This window comes from Stenotrophomonas sp. 82F1, assembly GCF_056861525.1.
Window position 1 is genome coordinate 41,834 of the sequence record NZ_JBSPUD010000015.1, and the last position, 19,214, is coordinate 61,047.

Annotated in this window: 22 protein-coding genes and 1 other RNA gene; 8 read left to right on the forward strand and 15 right to left on the reverse strand. The window is 66.9% G+C overall.

The annotated features are described in order from the left end of the window. Positions 1-34 precede the first annotated feature (34 nt). Positions 35-259 carry a rubredoxin gene (locus AC13GI_RS14580; RefSeq protein WP_312705166.1) on the forward strand — a complete coding sequence of 75 codons (225 nt, stop codon included), beginning with the start codon at positions 35-37 and terminating at the stop codon, positions 257-259. Positions 260-322: 63 nt separating this feature from the next. Here AC13GI_RS14580 and AC13GI_RS14585 read toward each other — a convergent pair whose 3' ends face one another. The 8 genes from AC13GI_RS14585 to AC13GI_RS14620 form a co-directional block, all read right to left on the reverse strand. After that, entirely contained in the window at positions 323-1,168 is an 846-nt protein-coding gene (locus tag AC13GI_RS14585) for a SirB1 family protein (RefSeq protein ID WP_265952683.1), read from the reverse strand. A gap of 320 nt (positions 1,169-1,488) precedes the next feature. Beyond that, on the reverse strand, positions 1,489-1,935 hold the full coding sequence (locus AC13GI_RS14590) for a DUF192 domain-containing protein (RefSeq protein ID WP_180165848.1): 447 nt from the start codon (positions 1,933-1,935) through the stop codon (positions 1,489-1,491). 21 nt (positions 1,936-1,956) lie between these two features. Then, positions 1,957-2,604 (reverse strand): ribose-5-phosphate isomerase RpiA, encoded by a 648-nt coding sequence (gene rpiA / locus AC13GI_RS14595; RefSeq protein WP_099820806.1) that lies wholly within the window; start codon positions 2,602-2,604, stop codon positions 1,957-1,959. A gap of 24 nt (positions 2,605-2,628) precedes the next feature. Further along, on the reverse strand, positions 2,629-3,108 hold the full coding sequence (locus tag AC13GI_RS14600) for an EVE domain-containing protein (protein WP_265955900.1): 480 nt from the start codon (positions 3,106-3,108) through the stop codon (positions 2,629-2,631). Further along, complete coding sequence (locus tag AC13GI_RS14605) at positions 3,105-3,698, reverse strand: 5-formyltetrahydrofolate cyclo-ligase (protein WP_482996669.1); 594 nt, start codon at positions 3,696-3,698, stop codon at positions 3,105-3,107. Before AC13GI_RS14605 ends, AC13GI_RS14600 begins: the two co-directional genes overlap by 4 nt. 83 nt (positions 3,699-3,781) lie before the next feature. Continuing rightward, positions 3,782-3,967: non-coding RNA, 6S RNA (gene ssrS / locus AC13GI_RS14610), on the reverse strand. Between the two features lie 97 nt (positions 3,968-4,064). Beyond that, on the reverse strand, positions 4,065-4,361 hold the full coding sequence (locus AC13GI_RS14615) for a cell division protein ZapA (RefSeq protein ID WP_025874199.1): 297 nt from the start codon (positions 4,359-4,361) through the stop codon (positions 4,065-4,067). After that, positions 4,358-4,579 carry a TIGR02449 family protein gene (locus AC13GI_RS14620; protein WP_025874200.1) on the reverse strand — a complete coding sequence of 74 codons (222 nt, stop codon included), beginning with the start codon at positions 4,577-4,579 and terminating at the stop codon, positions 4,358-4,360. Before AC13GI_RS14620 ends, AC13GI_RS14615 begins: the two co-directional genes overlap by 4 nt. A 153-nt stretch (positions 4,580-4,732) precedes the next feature. Here AC13GI_RS14620 and AC13GI_RS14625 point away from each other — a divergent pair, with 153 nt between their 5' ends. Both AC13GI_RS14625 and AC13GI_RS14630 read left to right on the forward strand, forming a co-directional pair. Then, positions 4,733-5,281 carry a YecA/YgfB family protein gene (locus tag AC13GI_RS14625; protein WP_089236676.1) on the forward strand — a complete coding sequence of 183 codons (549 nt, stop codon included), beginning with the start codon at positions 4,733-4,735 and terminating at the stop codon, positions 5,279-5,281. Continuing rightward, positions 5,281-6,609, forward strand: a complete 1,329-nt coding sequence (locus AC13GI_RS14630; protein WP_482996670.1) for an aminopeptidase P N-terminal domain-containing protein — start codon at positions 5,281-5,283, stop codon at positions 6,607-6,609. Before AC13GI_RS14625 ends, AC13GI_RS14630 begins: the two co-directional genes overlap by 1 nt. Positions 6,610-7,142: 533 nt before the next feature. On the opposite strand, the gene pepQ is transcribed toward AC13GI_RS14630, so the two are convergent. The 7 genes from pepQ to rph form a co-directional block, all read right to left on the reverse strand. Further along, positions 7,143-8,474: a Xaa-Pro dipeptidase gene (gene pepQ, locus AC13GI_RS14635; protein ID WP_482996671.1), complete on the reverse strand. Its 1,332-nt coding sequence runs from the start codon at positions 8,472-8,474 to the stop codon at positions 7,143-7,145. A 75-nt stretch (positions 8,475-8,549) separates the two neighbouring features. Further along, positions 8,550-8,924: a PilZ domain-containing protein gene (locus AC13GI_RS14640; RefSeq protein WP_380657990.1), complete on the reverse strand. Its 375-nt coding sequence runs from the start codon at positions 8,922-8,924 to the stop codon at positions 8,550-8,552. Continuing rightward, complete coding sequence (locus AC13GI_RS14645; protein WP_482996672.1) at positions 8,921-11,197, reverse strand: DUF1631 family protein; 2,277 nt, start codon at positions 11,195-11,197, stop codon at positions 8,921-8,923. The genes AC13GI_RS14640 and AC13GI_RS14645 overlap by 4 nt, the downstream gene beginning before the upstream one ends. A 120-nt stretch (positions 11,198-11,317) precedes the next feature. Continuing rightward, on the reverse strand, positions 11,318-12,544 hold the full coding sequence (gene hemW / locus AC13GI_RS14650) for a radical SAM family heme chaperone HemW (RefSeq protein WP_482996673.1): 1,227 nt from the start codon (positions 12,542-12,544) through the stop codon (positions 11,318-11,320). Positions 12,545-12,602: 58 nt separating this feature from the next. Continuing rightward, entirely contained in the window at positions 12,603-13,199 is a 597-nt protein-coding gene (gene rdgB, locus AC13GI_RS14655) for an RdgB/HAM1 family non-canonical purine NTP pyrophosphatase (RefSeq protein WP_482996674.1), read from the reverse strand. Next, entirely contained in the window at positions 13,199-13,585 is a 387-nt protein-coding gene (locus AC13GI_RS14660) for a VOC family protein (protein WP_380657998.1), read from the reverse strand. Before AC13GI_RS14660 ends, rdgB begins: the two co-directional genes overlap by 1 nt. Continuing rightward, a complete protein-coding gene (rph, locus tag AC13GI_RS14665; RefSeq protein WP_025874210.1) occupies positions 13,582-14,307 on the reverse strand; it encodes a ribonuclease PH in 726 nt (241 codons plus the stop codon). Before rph ends, AC13GI_RS14660 begins: the two co-directional genes overlap by 4 nt. 122 nt (positions 14,308-14,429) lie before the next feature. On the opposite strand from rph, the gene AC13GI_RS14670 reads away from it, so the two are divergent. The 5 genes from AC13GI_RS14670 (at position 14,430) to AC13GI_RS14690 (ending at position 19,208) form a co-directional block, all read left to right on the forward strand. Then, positions 14,430-15,290 (forward strand): YicC/YloC family endoribonuclease, encoded by an 861-nt coding sequence (locus tag AC13GI_RS14670; protein WP_380658001.1) that lies wholly within the window; start codon positions 14,430-14,432, stop codon positions 15,288-15,290. Then, entirely contained in the window at positions 15,287-15,949 is a 663-nt protein-coding gene (gmk, locus tag AC13GI_RS14675) for a guanylate kinase (RefSeq protein WP_033831917.1), read from the forward strand. Before AC13GI_RS14670 ends, gmk begins: the two co-directional genes overlap by 4 nt. A gap of 110 nt (positions 15,950-16,059) precedes the next feature. After that, positions 16,060-16,359, forward strand: coding sequence for a DNA-directed RNA polymerase subunit omega (rpoZ, locus tag AC13GI_RS14680; RefSeq protein WP_005410877.1), 300 nt, complete (start codon positions 16,060-16,062; stop codon positions 16,357-16,359). Between the two features lie 106 nt (positions 16,360-16,465). After that, entirely contained in the window at positions 16,466-18,628 is a 2,163-nt protein-coding gene (locus AC13GI_RS14685) for a RelA/SpoT family protein (protein ID WP_025874213.1), read from the forward strand. Positions 18,629-18,821: 193 nt separating this feature from the next. Continuing rightward, positions 18,822-19,208 (forward strand): RidA family protein, encoded by a 387-nt coding sequence (locus AC13GI_RS14690; RefSeq protein WP_025874214.1) that lies wholly within the window; start codon positions 18,822-18,824, stop codon positions 19,206-19,208. Positions 19,209-19,214 lie beyond the last annotated feature (6 nt).

The following is a 19,214-nucleotide window of genomic DNA, read 5'->3' on the forward strand; positions in this document are numbered from 1 at the left end:
TGATGGCTACCGGTGAGTGGACCGCGATGGGACAATGGCGGCCCGTGAATCCAGCCCCGATTATCCGATGACCGAAGCCACCCCCACCACCCTGCGTACCTGGATGTGCGTGGTCTGCGGATTCCTGTACCGCGAAGCGGATGGGCTGCCGGAAGAGGGCATTGCCCCGGGCACGCGCTGGGAAGACATTCCAGAGACCTGGACGTGCCCGGATTGCGGCGTGACCAAGGACGATTTCGAGATGGTCGAGATCGATTGAGGGAGGTGCCGCCAGGCCCTCCTGTGGGTGTGGACCGTTGGTCCACACACCCGACAACCTCACTCAATGCAGCCGCGGTACCGGTCCGCCGAGGTCGATCAGCTTCTCGCGCAGCCATTGCGCGTCGCTGGCCTCGGGGTTTCGCTTCAGGTACAGGCCCAGGTCGTTGCGCGCGCCGGCCAGGTAGTCCAGCTGCAGGTAGGCCAGGCCGCGATCGCGCAGGGCATCGTCCTGTTCGGGGGCAAGCTTGAGCAGGCGGTCGGCACTGCGCGCGGCACGGTCCCACTCGCTGGCCTCGGCATAGACACCATGCAGGTTACGCAACATGCGGATCAGGATCGCGCGGCTCGGTGCAGGATCGAGGATCTGCGCCAGCACCTGGTCGTCGGGCATCTGCCCGCCCAGGTGCGACTTGGCGCGTTCGCGCAGTTCGTCCACATCCAGCGGGCGGCCGCCGTTGAACGGGTCCATCACCAGCACGCCGTCGTCGACCGGCAGGCGCACCAGGAAATGACCGGGAAATGACACGCCGTCCAGCGGAATGCCCAACCGTCGCGCCACTTCCATCTGCACCAGCGCCAGCGATATCGGATTGCCCAGACGGCGCTCGAACACCTGGTTGAGGTAGCTGTTGCGCGGGTCGTAGTACTCCTGGTGGTCGCCGCTGTAGCCCAGCTCATCGAACAGATGCCGGTTGATGGCCGCCATCTTCAGCGGGCTGTGCTCGATGCTGTCCACCTCGGCGCGCAGGTGCTCGACATGGCTCTGCACCAGCGCATCGTAGGTCGACGGCTGCAGATCGGGATATTCATCGCGCGCGATCAGCAATGCGGTCGGCAGCAGTGGCAGCGCCTCGTCGTCGAAGGCGGCCAGTGCATCCCAGTCGGGGAGTGTGATCCGGTCCTGCATGCCCACAGACTGGCGGCAATCGTGGGCGGTTTCAAGCAGCGTGGCGTGAATTTCTCATCCCACCGATTTCCCCCATCCACGCGTGGCGTGGATCTACCGTGTCGACCAAGGTCGACACCCACCAACAGCAGCGGGAAACTGTCAGAGGTGGGGCGGTGTGGGCTTTCAGGACCGCAGGCGCCATGGATGGCGCCTACGAGCCCCCAGGGATGGGTTTACGGCGTGTCCTGCAAGCCCACATCGCCCCGCCATCCCTCGGACGCCCAGAGGATGCATTTGATGTTGATCCGGCGGGTGCCGGGCGCAGCCCGGCCGAACCTTTATTTCTCGATGCCCGGGCCGAAGGTCAGCTCGGTACCATCCTTCAGCTTGAGCTTCTCCGCCTGGCCGGCATTGAGCTCCAGCACGAAGCGTGCCGGGCCGCCGCTGGGGTAGGGCGGGCACATGTCGCCGGCCGAGCACGGCGGCACGTCACGCTGCTGGCTCACCAACCGCCGCTCGCTGTCGAAGTACAGGATGTCCAGCGCGATCTTGGTGTTCTTCATCCAGTACGCCTGCATTTCCTCGCGGTCATGCACGAACAGCATGCCGTGGTCCTCGGCCATCTGGTCGCGGAACATCAACCCGCGCGCGCGGGTTTCATCGTTGGTGGCCAGTTCAACGTCATAGCGTGCGCCGCCCAGTTCCACCCAGTGGCGGGCGGCATCGGTGGCGCAGCCGGTCAGGGCCAGCAGCGGGAGCATCAGCAGGGAGCGCAGCAACGACATCGTCAGTGTCCTTCGAAAGGGTCAGAGCACGATCGGCGGCTCGCCGCCGACGATCACCACATCGGCACGGCGACGTGCGAACAGGCCGACGCAGACCACGCCCGGCAACTGGTTGAGCTCGCGCTCCAGCTTTTCCGGATCGGTGATCTGCAGGTTGTGGATGTCCAGGATCTGATTGCCGTTGTCGGTCACCACGCCTTCGCGCCAGGTTGGCTGGCCGCCGGTCATGTCGCGGATCTGGCGGGCGACCAGGCTGCGTGCCATCGGGATCACTTCCACCGGCAGCGGGAACCTGCCCAGCACCGGCACCTGCTTGCTCGGGTCGACGATGCAGACGAAGCGCTCGCTGGCCTCGGCGATGATCTTCTCGCGGGTCAGTGCAGCGCCGCCGCCCTTGATCAGGCACTTGTTGGCATCGCACTCGTCGGCGCCATCCACGTACAGCGACAGGGTGCCGGTGTGGTTCAGCTCGATCACCTCGATGCCATGCTGCTTCAGGCGCGCGGTGCTCTGCTCGGAACTGGACACCGCACCCTTGATGCGATGCTGGATGCGGGCCAGCGCATCAATGAAATAGGCGACGGTGGAACCGGTGCCGACACCGACGATCATGCCGTCTTCGACGTACTCGATGGCCTTTTCGGCGGCCAGGCGCTTGGCTTCAGACATTGCGGGGAGCTCTCAGGCAGGGAATCAGGATTTCTTTTCCAGCGACAGCAGCAGCTTCCACTGCGCGGCGGTCACCGGGAACACCGACAGGCGGTTGCCCTTGGCAACCAGCGGGAAGCCTTCGCCAAGCTCGTCGGCGTGCAGCTTGATCTCGTCCAGCGCGATCACCTGCTTCAGCTTGCGGTCGAAGGCCACGTCCACCAGCATCCAGCGCGGGTTTTCGCGCGTGCTCTTGGGGTCGTGGTAGTCGGATTCCGGATCGAACTGGGTGTCATCCGGGTAGGCCGCGCTGGCCACCGTGGCCAGGCCGACGATGCCGGGCACCTTGGTGTTGGAGTGGTAGAACAGGATGCCGTCGCCGACCTGCATGCCGTCGCGCATGAAGTTGCGCGCCTGGTAGTTGCGTACGCCATTCCAGGGTTCAACCTTGACCTTGGCCAGGTCATCGATGGAAAAGGCGTCCGGTTCGGACTTCATCAGCCAGTAGCGCTTGCGGGCGGTCATGCGTTCACGGGGGCAGCGGAAGGGAGCAGGGTGCCGGCTTCAGTGCAGATCGCATCCACCGCCACGTCCCAGGACGCTACCGGCAAGGACTCGACCTGCTGCACCGAGAATGCCGCGCCGACCAGCCAGGGTGGCGCCGGCCGATCATGGCGGAAGGCGAAGCTGCGATCATACCAGCCGCCCCCCATTCCCAGCCGCCGGCACTGTGCGTCGAAGCCCACCAGCGGCGTCACCACCAGGGCCATCTGCGCCGGTTCCAGGGTGTCTTCGATGGCGATGTCCGGTTCGGGGATGCCGTAACGGTTGCTGGTCAACGGCTGGCCGGGGCGCCAGGGCGCGAAGCGCAACACGTCGCCGTGCAGTACTGGCAGGCAGTAACTCAGCGTGTCGGGCAGCTGTAGCTGCCAGCGGTGCAGGGCGATCTCGCCATCCAGCGCCCAATAGCCGGCCACGGCGCCTTCGCGCGGGGCGAACGGCAGCGCGAGCAGCGCATCGGCCAGCGATTCGGCAGCGGCGATACGGGCGGGAGCGGAAAGGTCGCGGCGGCGTTGCCGCAGGTCGTGGCGCAGGGCCTGTCGCGGGTCGGTCATGGCAGCGTGCGGCAAGGATCAGCCGTCATTGTGCCGGAAAGAACAAGGGCGACGCCCGAAGACGCCGCCCTTGCTGGAATATTGCATTCTCCGCAATGTCGATGCATGCGAAACGACCTTGAACCCGGGGGCTCAAGTGGGAACGCTGGAGAACCATCGGGCTTCCCGCTACGAGGCGGACCTGCACTCCCGGCGCTGTCGCGCTCCCGGTGTCGTTCTTAAGGGACAAGGCGAATGTTTGCACATGCCGTCGAGTACCGCAGAGAACGCGTGGCCATTATAGCTACCGCGGGTGATCTGGATAGGCCGTTCGTCGGCAACAGTGCGTGCCAATTCAGAAAAGAGAAGGCGCAATACGCGCCTTTCTCACGTGCTGCTGTCGATTGCCCGGTCCAGACGCCGGTTCAGGTCGGCCAGGGTCTGTTGCAGGGCAACCGCCTGGCGGGCGTTCTCGTCGCGCAGCAGCTGCAGCTCGTGCGCCAGATTGAGCGCTGCCAGCACCGCGATGCGGTCGACCGCGGCCATCCGGTTGCTGCCACGGATCTCGCGCATGCGCGCATCCAGCAGGCGGGCGGCCGCCATCAGGCTGTCGCGTTCATCACCACCGACGCCGACCGTGTATTCACGGTCGAGGATACGGACGCTGACCGGTTCGGCACTCATGTGTGCTGCTCCAGGGACTTGAGCCGGGTGATCATCGCTTCCACCCGCGACCGCGCCTGTTCGTTCTTGGCCAGCAGCGTCGAGCGCTCGGCCACCAGCTGTTCCTGCTGGTGGCGCAGGCTGCGGTTCTCCTCGGCCAGCCGCTGGTTGCGGTCGAGCAACGCCTCCACACGGGCGGCGAAGGCCTGCAACTGGGCAAGGGGATCGGCGGGTTCCATGCCCGCACGATAGGCAAGCCGGGTCAGGGCGGTCAAGCACTGTCGCAGCAGGGCCTGACGGCCACGAAGCGCAGGCGGACAGATTGCTACACTACCCGGCTCACGGGCGCGCGCGTGCGCGCTCCGCAGTTTCCCTTCCGAACGAGCCGCACGATGACCGAACTTCCCTCCGTCGACGACGTTACCCGCGCCAGCCAGGAACTGGGCCTGGGCGCCACTGCTGCCGAGCTGCATGGCGGGCTGTGCGGCTGGCTGGCCGCCGGCGGTGCCCCCGGCAACGACTGGCCGGCGCGCGTGCTGGCCGACGACAATCTGCCGCAGGTGGCTGCCGACAGTGCGCTGGCGCAGTTGCTGGAGGCCACCATCAAGCAGCTGGAAGACCGTGACTTCGCCTTCGAGCTGCTGTTGACCGACAGCAGCGACGTGGCCGCGCAGGCGGACGCCATGTTCAGCTGGACCCGTTCCTTCCTGGGCGGCTTCGGCCTGGGCAGCGGCGGCCACCGGCCGACCCTGTCCGAAGAAGGCGAGGAGGCACTGAACGACCTGGCCAGCCTGGCCCGCGCCTCGAGCGAGGACTTCGAAGCCGGCGGTGATGATGACGACGAAGCGCTGTCGGAGATCGAAGAATTCATCCGCGTGGCGGTGCTGCTGCTGCACGGTGACGTGGTGCTGGCCGCGCGCCATCGGCAGCGCCTGAACTGATGGATATCAAGCAGCGCACCGGCATCGCTGCCGGCGAGTACAAGCGTCGCCGCCGGCAACTGATGGACATGGCGGGCGAAGACGCGATCCTGGTGCTGCCGGCGGCATCGGAGAAGGTGCGCAGCCTCGATACCCATTATCCGTACCGGCAGGATTCGGATTTCCAGTACCTGACCGGCTTCCCGGAGCCGGAAGCGGTGCTGGTGCTGATTCCCGGCCGCCGCCACGGCGAGGCCATCCTGTTCTGCCGCGAGCGCGATCCCGAGCGCGAAGCCTGGGATGGTGGTCGCGCCGGCCAGGAAGGCGCCGTGGCCCAGTTCGCGATGGACGATGCCTACCCGATCACCGATCTGGACGACATCCTGCCGGGCCTGCTGGAAGGGCGGTCGCGGGTGTACTACCACTTCGGCCGCGATGCGGATTTCGACCTGAAGCTGATCGGCTGGGTGAACCGCGTACGTTCGCAGGTGCGCCACGGTGCGCAGCCGCCGCATGAGTTCCTGGAACTGGGCCATCTGCTGCACGAGCAGCGGTTGTTCAAGTCCGGTGCCGAGGTGGCGTTGATGCAGCGCGCGGCCGACATCAGCGTGCTGTCGCACCGTGCCGCCATGCAGGCCGCGAAGGCCGGCATTCACGAGTACGAACTGCAGGCCGAGCTGGAGCGGGTGTTCCGCGCCAACGACGCGGTGCCTGCGTACTGCAGCATCGTCGGTGCCGGCCGCAACGCCTGCATCCTGCATTACCGCGACAACAACGCACGCTCGCGCGACGGCGAACTGGTGTTGATCGATGCCGGTGCCGAGTATCGCGGCTATGCCAGCGACATCACCCGTACGTTCCCGGTCAACGGGCGTTTCAGCGCCGAGCAGCGCGCGCTGCATGATCTGGTGGGGGCGGCGCAGGCGGCGGCACTGGCCCAGGCCAAACCGGGCGTAGCGTACGAAATGGGCCATCTGGCGGCGGTGCAGACCCTCACCGAGGGGTTGCTGCAGCTGGGCCTGTTGAAGGGCACGCTGGAAAAGAATCTCACGGAAGGCTTGTACCAGCGTTTCTACCGGCACAAGACCGGGCACTGGATCGGGCTGGATGTGCACGACGTAGGCGACTACCGCCTGGCCGGCGATTCGCGCCTGCTGGAGCCGGGCATGGCCTTCACCATCGAGCCGGGGCTGTACATCGGCGTGGACGACACGACGGTGGAACCGCGCTGGCGCGGCATCGGCATCCGTACCGAAGATGACGTGCTGATCACCGACGACGGACATCGGGTGTTGACCGAAGGCCTGGAACGCAGCGCCGACGAGATCGAAGCGTTGATGGCGGGGTAAGGGTTTTCGGCAGGGCTTGCAGCCCTGCACCTGCAGAGGCAACAGCCGAAGCAACAGCAACAGCGGCATTCCGTGGGATGGCGGGGTACTGTGGGTTTGCGGGGACGCCGCAAGTACGTCCTTGTAGGCTTGGTCGCCGCATCCATGCGGCTCACACCCCGCAAACCCACAGTACCCCGCCTTCGACAGTTTCCCGCGACCTGCGGCGTGGATGACGCGCTTCTGTAGAGCCGAGCCATGCTCGGCTTACGCGCGAAGCGCGGGGGTTTTCAGGCGAAAAGCAGCCGAGCGTGGCTCGGCTCTACAAAGGCGCGGAAGGCGCGAGCGAGCGACCCGCTTTTGCTTTTCTTTCTTTCTTCCGTGGCTGGCCGCGCGCAGGAAACTGTCAGAGGCGGGGCGGGTGGGCCGTGCAGGGGCGTTGGCGCCATGGATGGCGCCATCGAGCTTACAGGGATGTACTTGCAGCGTCCCCTGCACGGCCCACCCGCCCCGCCTAACCCATGAACCGCTCTACGCGACCAACCACGAGGGGCTCAGCCGTTCGCCGCCGCAAACACCGGCCGCGTCAGATTGTCCGCCTCGCCATCAGTGCACAGCACTTCGTCTTCGATGCGGATGCCGCCATACGGGCGGAAGAAATCCACGCGCTCCCAGTTGATCGTATCGCCATGGCCGGCTGCCTTCACTTCGTTCAACAGCATGTCGATGAAGTACAGGCCCGGCTCGATCGTCACCACCATGCCCGGTTCCAGCACGCGGGTCAGGCGCAGGTACGGATGGCCGGCCGGGCGCTCGATGCGGCCGCCTTCGTCGCTGGCAGCGAAACCAGCCACGTCGTGCACCTGCAGGCCGATCAGGTGGCCGATGCCATGCGGGAAGAACGCGGCGCTGACGCCGGTTTCCAGCGCGGTCTGCGGCGAAACCTTGATCACGCCGAAGTCCTTCAGCACGCCCATCAGCGACAGATGCGCATCAACATGCAGCTGCTTGTAGTCGAAGCCCGGGCGCACGGCCGCGCACATCTGCTGCTGCGCGGCATCGACGGCTTCGATCATCGCCGCGAACTCGCCATGGCCGGCGGCGGCGTAGGTGCGGGTGATGTCGCTGGCATAACCATGCGCACTGGCGCCGGCGTCGATCAGGAAGCTGCGCAGCGGCTGCGGTGCCCTGCGGCCCAGTTCGGTGTAATGCAGCACCGCCGCATGTTCGTTCAGGGCCACGATGTTGCCGTACGGCAGTTCAGTGGCGTCCTGTCCCACGGCCTGGCAATACGCCATGTGGATGCTGAACTCGTCGGCGCCGTTGCGGAACGCCGCTTCGGCCGCGCGATGGCCGCGCACGCCCAGCACCTGCGCCTGGCGCATCAGTGCGATTTCATACGGCGTCTTGCTGCCGCGATGCCATTCCAGGTAGTTCACCACCGGCGCCGGATTGTTGGGCACATAGGCGCCCAGCGCGCTCTGCGGTTCGCCCAGGATCGCGCAGCGCGCCGGATCGGACGGCAGCAGCGCCAGCGCCTCTTCGGGCGTGCGGATGATGTGGATGTCGAAGTGGTCGACCCACCAGCCGCTCGGGGCGTCCGGTACTACATGCCAGTAATCGAACGGCTGGTGGAAGATCACCGCCGGACGCTTGCCCGGGGTGAACACGATCCAGCTGTTGGGCACCCGGGTCAGCGGCAGCCAGGCCTTGAACTGCGGGTTGACCGCGTACGGGTAATCACGGTCGTCGAAGACCTGGTAGTGCAGGGTGCCGCTGGGCACCACCAGATGGTCGAAGCCGCCGCGTGCCAGCGCCTGCTCGGCGCGTCGGCACAGCACGGCCAGGTGGTCGGGATACAGGGCGCCGGAGTCTTGCTGGATCATTGCGGTGGCTCGACACGGAAAACGGCCCTAGATTCTGCCGGATACCGACGCAATCCGCTGTGCCGGAACCGGCACTCAGCCCGTCGAAACCGGTGCCTCGTCGCTGTCTTCGCCGATCCACCGGCGCAGCAGCTGCCGATGCTCGCGTGACAGCGTCAGGAAGCGGAAGCCTGCCCAGCTCTGGCCGGGCGCATGCGCCGGTTCGCTCCACAGCAGGTGTACGCCGACGTCGATCAGCTCGCTGCGACCCTCGGCCGAGGGCAACGGGAAGCGCAACTGATACAGCGCATCGTCGCGCAGCGGGGCGCTGGCCAGCATCAGCATGCCGGTCTCGGACACGTTGCCCAGGCGTCCAACCACGCAGTCGCGCATCTGGTCGGTCACCGGCACCAGGTCGGAGACCTGCCGGCGCGGCGCGCGGCGGGTATCAACGGGCGGTTGTGTACTCATGCATTGGGCTCCTGCTGGCGGCGTGTGGCAAGTGCGCGCAGCGCGCTCAGGCTCGCCTGCCAGGCGCGGTCGACCAGCCGGCCCTTGTCTTCGGTGACCAGCTGCGCGCGTCCGCTGCTCATCTGCCGGGCCAGCGTATCCAGCGTGGTTTCGCCGATCTTCTGCCCACGCGCGTTGACCAGCAGTACATGGCCGGTCAACAGGCTGTACCAGGACAGGCGCTGGCGGCGCAGAGCGCCTTCGCCATCATCGATATCGAACCAGCTGCCGAAGGGCAGCGCGCACAGCTGCTGGTAGCAGGTCTCCTCGGCCTCGCTGCGCGGTGCGGCATCATCTGCCAGCGCTTGCGTGCCCGCATGCTCGCCCAGACGTGCATGGGCCTTCAGGCGCGCGCTGAGTTCGGTGCGCGAGGTGCTTTCGTCTTCACCGCCCGGCGTGGACAGGCGACGGGCGACGGCGGCTGCCTCTTCTGCGTGGTAGCCGACCTGCAGCAGGGCCGATTCAACCTCGGTCGCCAGCGGAGCATCGGTCGCGCTGCTTTCGCTGGCGGCCTCGGCCGTGATCGCGGCGATGCGTTCGGTCTGCTGCAGGCGCTCCTGCCACTGCGGCGAATCTTCGCCGTGGCGCAGGCGGGTCAGCGTCAATGCGTCCGCCCAGGCCTGGCGCAGCAGTGTCTGCACGAAGCGTGGCGGTTCCCGCGTGTCGCAGCACTGGTCGATCTGTGCATTGGCCTGGCGTCGCGCAAGTTCCAGCCTTTCCTTGCCGCGCGCGGCTTCCACATGGCGGCGTTCGGCCAGTTCGGCGCGATGCGCGGCGGCACGCTGGTGCTGCTGTATCTCTTCGTTGGCGGCGGCAAAGGCCTCGGGCGTGCGCGCATCCTGGCCGAGCAGGCCCTGCACGCTCTGTGCCAGCCGTTGCAGCAGCTGCGGATCGACATCGTCATCGCCAAGCCAGCTGGCGCCGGCTTCAGCGACATGGTTGAGCAGTTCGCGGGCCGGGTGTTCGTCGCGCACGAAGAACCCGGGATCGGCCATCGCTGCGCGCGCCAGGGGTACCTGCAGGCGCGCAAGCAGGGCGGCCGGCACCGGGTCCGGTCGTTGCTGCTGCTGTACCTGCTGCAGCAGCAGGCGCAGCAGATCGAGATTGTCACGGTCGTGGCTGCCGAGGTTGGCCTGCGCACCATGTTCGCTGCGCAGCTGGGCGACAACGGCGGCCTGCAGATCGGTCATGGCGCTGGCGGCGCTGGCCTGGCCCTGCAGGCGCGCCAGTACGGCATCCACTGCCGCACTGGGCAGGGCTGGCGGATCCACTGCTGTCTGCGGGGCCTGCCGCGCCAGTTGCAGCATTTCATGCAGCACGCTGCTGGCCGGTACCGTCAGCCCGGCCGACGCGCCCGGCGCAGCCGCATCGGCGAAGGCGTCCTGCATCAACGTCGACCACGAGCCGGCCGGTGCCGAGCCCCCCCAACCGGTCATCGGCGTGGGCACGCGCGGTGACGGACGTCCACTGCGGCCGCTGCCGACCGACTGGGTGATGATCCGGCGGGTGCTGGAAGAACGCGCCAGGTACGGGGTGTAGACCAGGCCGGGCAGGATGCCGTGCTGTGCCAGCAGCGCATTGGCGCGGTCGAGCACATCGCCCAGCCGCTCCAGCACCTGCCGCTCGAAGCTCCGGTACAGCGCCATCTGCACCTCGGCGCTGAGGGCATCCTGTTCGGCCAGCTTGCGCACCATCGTGCACAGGGACTGCGGTGCCAGGGGCAGGGTATCGGCTTCAAAGGCTGGTGCACCGGCAACAACACCCAGACGCTGGCCGAGCAGGTTCAAGGCGTTGGCCGAACGCAGCGTTTCCCTGCGCACCATTTCGGTCAGCAGCAGGTCGCGGTCGACTTCGTGCTCAGCCACCAGGGTCAACCCCAGCATGCCGGGCAACGGCGGTGGGGTGGTGGCGGCCATGACCGGTATGATCGGTTCCCGCAGCCGCGCCAGCGCATCGGCCAGCGCATCGAGCATGCGGTCGCTGAAGTGGCCGGCGAACGCATGCAGCTGGCCGCGCTGCGCCAGCAGGTCAGCCTGCTGTTGCGGGTTGCGTGCATGGTCGGCGTCATGCAGCAGGGTCTGCTCCAGCGCTTCCACGGTCAGGATCAGCGGTGCCGTCAGGGCCTGGTGGCACAGGCCGATCAACGCGCCCAGCAGCTCGCGCACGCGCGGCGGCAGGTCGGCCGCGGCCAGGCGGGCAGTGTCGGCACTGGAGAGGGAGAAGACAGCAGACATCGGCGAGGGGGTCCGGATTCCCGCGGATCGATCTTGGAATCTACCGTGTCGGCCGGTGAAGGCGCTACTTTAGCGATCGATTCATTCAGCGCGGCCTTCCCTGGCTGCGCCGCAGGCGGATCATTCTTCCAGGAACAGGCTGACCACATCGTTGGTGAAGCGCCGGCCGAGCTCGGTCGGTTGCACGTACCCGTCCGCCACCACCAGCCAGCCGCGCTGCACCGCTTCGGCCAATGCAACGTCCAGCACGCTGCGCGCCAGCCCGGTCCGCGATTCGAAGTCGCGCAGGCTGAAGCCTTCGTGCAGGCGCAGCAGGTTGAGCATGTATTCGAAGGGCAGGCGATCGGCGGCGATCACCTCGTCGCCACCGAACGATGCGGCGGTGCCTGCGGTATCCATGAACGTCTGCGGGTGCTTGTGCTTCCAGCGCCGCAGCACATGCTCCTCGGCGCCGGAACTGATCTTGCCGTGTGCGCCGGCGCCGATACCGAGGTAGTCACCGAAACGCCAGTAATTCAGATTGTGCGCGCTCTGCCGACCGGGGCGGGCGTATGCACTTACCTCGTACTGGCCGAAACCGGCCTGCGCCAACAGCGCCTGGCAGTGTTCCTGCATGTCCCAGGCATTGTCTTCATCGGGGATGCCCTGCGGCGGCCGCGCGAAGAACACGGTGTTCGGTTCCAGGGTCAGCTGGTAGTGCGAGATGTGGGTCGGCTGCAACGCGAACGCGCGTTGCAGGTCGGCCTCGGCACCGGCCAGGGTCTGTTCCGGCAGGGCGTACATCAGGTCGATGTTGAAATTGTCGTAGCCCGCGTCCTGCGCCATCTTCACCGCGCGCTCGGCCTCGCCACTGTCGTGGATGCGGCCCAGGCGCTTGAGCATCGCATTATCGAAACTCTGGATGCCGAAGCTGAGCCGGTTCACCCCGGCCGCACGGTAGCGGTCGAAGCGACCATGCTCGGCGGTGCCCGGGTTGGTTTCCAGGGTGATCTCGGCATTGGGCGCGAAGCGAAGGCGGGCGCTGGCCTGCTGCAGGAAGCGGTCGATGGCTTCCGGCGGGAACAGGCTGGGCGTGCCACCACCGAAGAACACGCTGCTGACCACCCGGCCCCAGACCAGCGGCAGGTCCTGGTCGAGGTCGCGCACCAATGCATCGATGTAGGCATCGAAGGGCAGTTCGCCCTTGGCCTGGTGCGAGTTGAAATCGCAGTACGGGCACTTGCGCACGCACCACGGCAGATGCACGTACAGCGCCAGCGGCGGTGGCACCAGACGTGGCGGGGTGTCGTGGTCGCAGGACTCGCCGGGCAGGTGGTTGCAGTGGTCGTGGTCGTGGGCGTGCGGCATGGCAGTCATCGGTAGTGCCGGCCGCGGGCCGGCTTCCCTGTGTTGATCGGGTGGGGTATCAGAGCCAGGCCGCGAGCTGCTGCTTGAGCTGCTGCAGGGCGATGGCGCGATGGCTGATGGCATTCTTCAACGCCGGTTCCATTTCCGCGGCGGTCAGGCCGTGGGTGGTATCCAGGAACACCGGGTTGTAGCCGAATCCATTCGTACCGCGCAGCTCGCGGATGATCTGTCCTTCCCAACGGCCTTCGCAGATCAGCGGCTGCGGGTCGGTGGCGTGGCGCAGCAGCACGATCACCGCATAGAAGCGGGCGCTGCGCTGGCCATCGGCGATGTCGGCCATCGCGTCCAGCAGCTTGGCATTGTTGGCCGCTGCATTGGTCGGGTGGCCCGCATAGCGCGCGCTGTACAGACCCGGTGCACCACCGAGGGCATCGACGATCAGCCCCGAATCATCGGCCAGCGCCGGCAGGCCGGTCGCTTCGCAGGCGGCGCGCGCCTTCAGCAGCGCGTTCTCGACGAAGGTCAGGCCGGTCTCCTCCACATCGCCCAGGCCCAGTTCGGCGGCCGAGGTGATCTGCAGTGGCAGGTCGGCGAGGATTTCCTGCATTTCCACCAGCTTGCCAGCGTTGTGGCTGGCCAGTACCAACTTCTTCATCAGCGGGGCTCCAACAGGTCCCAGGTGTTGCCGTACAGGTCGCGAAACACCGCGACGGTGGCGTAGGGTTCTTCGCGCGGCTCTTCCAGGAATTCGACACCGGCGGCCAGCATCGCCGCGTGGTCGCGGTGGAAGTCGTCGGTGTTGAGGAAGAAGCCGACGCGGCCGCCGGTCTGGTTGCCGATGCGGCTGCGCTGCTCGTCGTTGCTGGCGCGGGCCAGCAGCAGGGCGGCGGCGCTGCCATCGGTCGGCCCGACCACCACCCAGCGCTTGCTGCCCTGGTCGATGTCGTCCAGCAGCTGGAAGCCGAGCTTGCCGGTGTACCAGGCGATGGCTTCGTCGTAATCGGCCACCACGAGGGTGGTCAGGGCAATGCGCCGGTTCATGCCGACAGCGCTGCCTGCTGCGCGGCCAGCAGCTCGGTCACGCCCTTTTCGGCCAGGCCCAGCAGCGCATCCAGTTCGTCACGGCGGAAGGCATGGCCTTCGGCAGTGCCCTGCAGTTCGATGAAACCGCCGCCGTCGTTCATCACCACGTTCATGTCGGTGTCGCAGTCGCTGTCTTCGGCGTAATCCAGGTCCAGCACCGGGGTGCCGCGGTAGACGCCGACCGATACCGCCGCCACCGCGCCGAGGATCGGGTTGCGCTTGATGTCACCGCGCTTCATCAGCACGTTCACCGCGTCGACCAGGGCCACGTAGGCGCCGGTGATGGCAGCAGTACGGGTGCCACCGTCGGCCTGCAGCACGTCGCAATCGAGGGTGATGGTGCGTTCGCCCAGTGCGTTGCGGTCCACGCAGGCACGCAGGCTGCGGCCGATCAGGCGCTGGATCTCCAGCGTGCGGCCGCCCTGCTTGCCGCGTGCGGCTTCGCGGTCGCTGCGGGTGTGGGTGGCGCGCGGCAGCATGCCGTACTCGGCGGTCACCCAGCCTTCGCCCTTGCCACGCAGGAAGCCCGGCACCCGGTTCTCGATGCTGGCCGTGCACAGCACGCGGGTTTCACCGAAGCAGACCAGCACCGAACCTTCGGCGTGACGGGTGAAACCGCGCTGGATGACGACCGGGCGCAGCTGATCGGGCTGACGGCCACTGGGGCGGAAATCGGACATGGGGCAGGTTCCGTAGGAAAAGGGAGTACGCCACCATCCCCGCGGCCTTCACGGGGCGGGGAAAGGGGCTCAAAAGAGACCGCTAGGGTACCATTCCCCCTTTGCAAGCACCGGAAACATCCATGATTCGAAGCATGACGGCCTATGCCGGCGGCGAGCGCTCCACTACGTGGGGAACGCTGGGCTGCGAGCTGCGCTCGGTCAACCACCGGTTCCTGGAAGTGGGCACCCGCCTGCCCGAGGAACTGCGCGCATTGGAACCGCAGCTGCGCGAGCGCATTTCCGCGCGCCTGAGCCGTGGCAAGCTGGATCTGGTGATGCGCCTGCGCGCGCCGGAATCGGCCGCCAGCCTGCAGGTCAACGAGGTGCTGCTGGGCCAGCTGGGCCAGCTGGCACACCGGCTGACCTCCGATTTCCCCAACCTGCAGGTCAGCTTCACCGACCTGCTGCAGTTGCCGGGCGTGACCCAGGGCGAGGCCACCGATGCCGCGGCCCTGCAGGTTGAAGCACTGGCGCTGCTGGACCAGGTGCTGGACGGCTTCATCGCCGCCCGCGAGCGTGAAGGCAATACGCTGGCCACCGCCATCGCCGAGCGCGTGGACGCCATCGAGCGCATCGCCGCCGAGGTCCGCACGCTGATTCCGGCCATTCGCGACGGCCAGCGCGCCAAGCTGGCCGCCCGCCTGGCCGACCTGCCGCATCCGGTCGACCCGGGCCGCGCCGAGCAGGAACTGGTGATGTGGCTGCAGAAGCTGGACGTGGACGAGGAGCTGGACCGGCTGTCCAGCCACATCGTCGAGATCCGCCGCGTGCTCAAGCAGCGCGAGCCGGTCGGCCGCCGCCTGGACTTCCTGCTGCAGGAGTTCAACCGCGAGGCCAACACGCTGGGCTCGAAGTCGGTGGACAGTCGCACGTCCAATGCCGCCGTCGAGCTGAAGGTGCTGATCGACCAGATCCGCGAGCAGGTGCAGAACATCGAATGAGCATTTCCACGCCCCCGGCCGCGATCGCACGCGGCACGCTGTACATCGTTGCCGCGCCCTCCGGCGCCGGCAAGAGCAGCATCGTCAACGCCACCCTGGCGCGCGACCCGCAGATCGCGCTGTCGATCTCGTTCACCTCACGGGCCATGCGCCCGGGTGAAGTGAACGGCCAGCACTACCACTTCGTCAGCGCGGAGAAGTTCGAGGAGATGATCGCCGCCGGCGACTTCTTCGAACATGCCTGGGTGCATGGCGACTGGAAAGGCACCGCCCGGCAGTCGGTGGAGCCGCAGCTGAACGCCGGCCAGGACGTGCTGCTGGAGATCGACTGGCAGGGCGCGCAGCAGGTACGCCAGCTGGTGCCGGGCACGGTGACGGTGTTCATCCTGCCGCCGTCCAAGCAGGCCCTGCAGGACCGCATGCGCAAGCGCGGCCAGGACAGCGAGGCGGTCATCGCCCAGCGCCTGGGCGCTGCCCGCGATGAAATGCTGCACTTCAACGAGTTCGACTACGTCATCGTCAATGAAGTGTTCGACACCGCCGTGGACGAACTGTGCGCGATCTTCACCGCCAGCCGCCTGCGCCGGGACGCCCAGAAGGTCCGCCATGCCGGCCTGATCCAGGCCCTGTTGACCCCGGATGCGAGTTCAACTGATTGATTCCTAAAGGGTCCGGTGGGGGTTGGCTTGATTTTGTCCAGCCCCTGCCAGTACACTCCGTCCCCTTTCCCTCATTCGACTGAGCGGCCGACCGGTCGCCGGGAGCCCGTATGGCCCGCATTACCGTAGAAGATTGCCTGGAAGTCGTTAACAACCGTTTCGAGCTGGTGATGATGGCCTCCAAGCGCGCCCGTCAGCTCGCCAATGGCGTGCAGGCCACGCTGGACAACAGCGAGACCGAGGACAAGCCGACCGTGCTGGCACTGCGCGAGATCGCTGCCCGCAAGATCGACAACGCGCTGATCGACGAAGTCGAGAAGGCAGAGCGTGAGCGCGCCGAGCGCGAAGCGCTGGAGTGGGCCGCCGCTGAAGTGGTCGCCGACGAAGACATGTCCAAGAACGACGATTGATCGCATCGATCAACGTCATCGCTGGATACGCCGAACAGCCCGCCCCGTGCGGGCTGTTTCGCATTCAGGGTTTGCCGTAAACGTCGCGCTGGCATAGGCTTTGGCCATGAACCCAGGCCCCACTGCCAAGGTCGCCGCAGTCCCCGCTGCCGCCGTACCCGATTACGTCCTCCAGCTCGAACGCGCCGCCCACTACCTGCCGCCCGAGCAGCTGCCGCTGCTGCGCCGCGCGTGGGAAGTTGGCGCCTCCGCGCACGCTGGGCAGACGCGCAAGTCGGGCGAGCCCTACATCACCCATCCGGTGGCCGTGGCCCAGGTGCTGGCCGAGCTCGGCCTGGACGTGGAAGCGCTGATCGCCGCGATCCTGCACGACACCATCGAAGACACCCCGCTGACCCGCGAGGCGCTGTCGGCCGAGTTCGGTGAAGCGGTGGCCGAGCTGGTGGACGGTGTCACCAAGCTGGACAAGCTGAAGTTCCGCGACCGCCAGGAAGCGGCTGCCGAGAGCTTCCGCAAGATGCTGCTGGCGATGTCACGCGACCTGCGCGTGATCATGATCAAGCTGGCCGACCGCCTGCACAACATGCGCACGCTGGGCGCGCAGAGCCGTGAAGCGCGGGGCCGCATCGCCCGCGAGACGCTGGAGATCTACGCCCCGATCGCGCAGCGGCTGGGCATGAGCCTGGTCAAGAGCGAACTGCAGAACCTCGGCTTCAAGGCGCTGTACCCGTGGCGCCATGCGATCCTGGAAAAGCACATCCGCAGCCAGCCGGTGGTACGCCGCGAGGCGCTGGCACAGGTTGAAGTGCAGCTGTCGCAGCGCCTGGCCAAGGAAGGCATCGAGCACCGCCTGGTCAGCCGCATCAAGACCCCGTGGAGCATCTACAACAAGATGCGCGACGAGAACAAATCCTTCGACCAGGTGATGGACGTGTTCGGCTTCCGCCTGGTCGTGCGCGGCGTGCCGCAGTGCTACCACTCGCTGGGCGCAGTGCATGCCGCATTCAAACCGCTGGATGGGCGCTTCCGCGATTTCATCGCGATCCCCAAGGCCAACGGTTACCAGTCGCTGCACACGGTGCTGTTCGGCCCGTATGGTTCGCCGATCGAAGTGCAGATCCGCACCGAAGAGATGGACCTGATCGCCGAGCGCGGCGTGGCGGCGCACTGGACCTACAAGTTCGGCGGCGATTCGCCCAACAGCGCGCAGAGCCGCGCGCACGCCTGGATCGTCGAACTGATCGATTCGCAGCGTGCCGCTGGTTCGTCGCTGGAGTTCCTCGACAACGTCAAGGTCGACCTGTTCCCGGACGAGGTCTACCTGTTCACGCCGAAGGGCAAGATCCTGGCGCTGCCGCGCAATTCCACAGCGCTCGACTTCGCCTACGCCGTGCATACCGATGTCGGCAACATGGCGGTGGCATCGCGCGTGGACAAGAAACTGGTGCCACTGCGCACCAAGCTGGTGTCGGGGCAGTCGGTGGAGATCATCACTGCACGTTCGGCCACGCCCAAGCCGCAGTGGCTGGAGTTCGTGGTCACCAGCAAGGCGCGCACCGCCATCCGCCACCAGCTCAAGCAGCTGGAGCACGAAGATGCCGTGCAGCTGGGCCACCGCATGCTGGACCGCGCGCTGGAGGCCATGGACAGCTCGCTGGAGCGCCTACCGAAGGGCCGTCTGGATGCCTTCCTTGCAGAGCACCGGTTCCCACGCCTGGAGGCCCTGCTGGCCGAAGTCGCGCTGGGCAACTGGATGCCGACCCAGGCCGCGCAGGCACTGATGGCCTACGCCGAACTGCGCGGCGGCGCGCATTCGCGCCACAGCTCGCAGGAAAAGATCCTGATCAACGGCAGCGAGCGTGGCGTGGTCACCTTCGCCGGCTGCTGCCAGCCGATTCCGGGCGACGACATCATGGGCTACCACACCGCCGGCAAGGGCATCGTGGTGCACCGCATGGACTGCCCGAACCTGGCCGAGTTGCGCAAGTCGCCCGAGCGCTGGGTGCTGATCGGCTGGGATACCACCGTATCCGGCGACTACGACACCTCGCTGGTGGTGGAAGTGGAGAACGGTACCGGCGTGCTCGCGCAGCTGGCCGCGGCAATCGCGCAGAGCCATTCCAACATCGAGCGCGTGGATTACCTGGACCGCGATTTCAACGCCGCAGTGCTGGCGTTCAACATCCAGGTACGCGACCGCAACCACCTGGCCGAAGTGATGCGTCGCCTGAGGCGGCTCTCGGTCGTGCAGGCGGTTCGCCGCCAGTAGCTCCACGCCATGCGTGGATGATTCCTGGTAGCGCCGGGCCAAGCCCCGCGCGCGCGCCCCGCGGGCAGAAACCAAAACCCCCCGGCAAGGCCCCCCCCAACCGAAGTGGCGCGGTAGATCCACGCCATGCGTGGATGCACCCCCACCCGGTACAATCACCGCTCTGTTTTCCCCCAACGCACCGGAGCGACCCATGTCCCGCCAGATCATCAACACCGAAAAGGCCCCGGCCGCCATCGGCCCGTACTCGCAGGCCGTGCGCGCCGGCAACACCGTGTATTTCTCCGGCCAGATTCCGCTCGATCCGGCCACCGGCGACATCGTCGGCGTGGGTGACGTCGAAGCACAGGCCCGTCGCGCCTTCGACAACCTCAAGGCCGTGGCCGAAGCTGCTGGCGGTTCGCTGGACAAGGTCGTGCGCCTCGGCCTGTACCTGACCGACCTGGCCGAATTCGCCAAGGTCAACGCCGTGATGCAGGACTATTTCCAGGCCCCGTTCCCGGCCCGTTCCACCATCGAAGTCTCCGGCCTGCCGAAGGGCGCCAACTTCGAGGTCGACGCGGTGATGGTCATCGACTGACCGCCA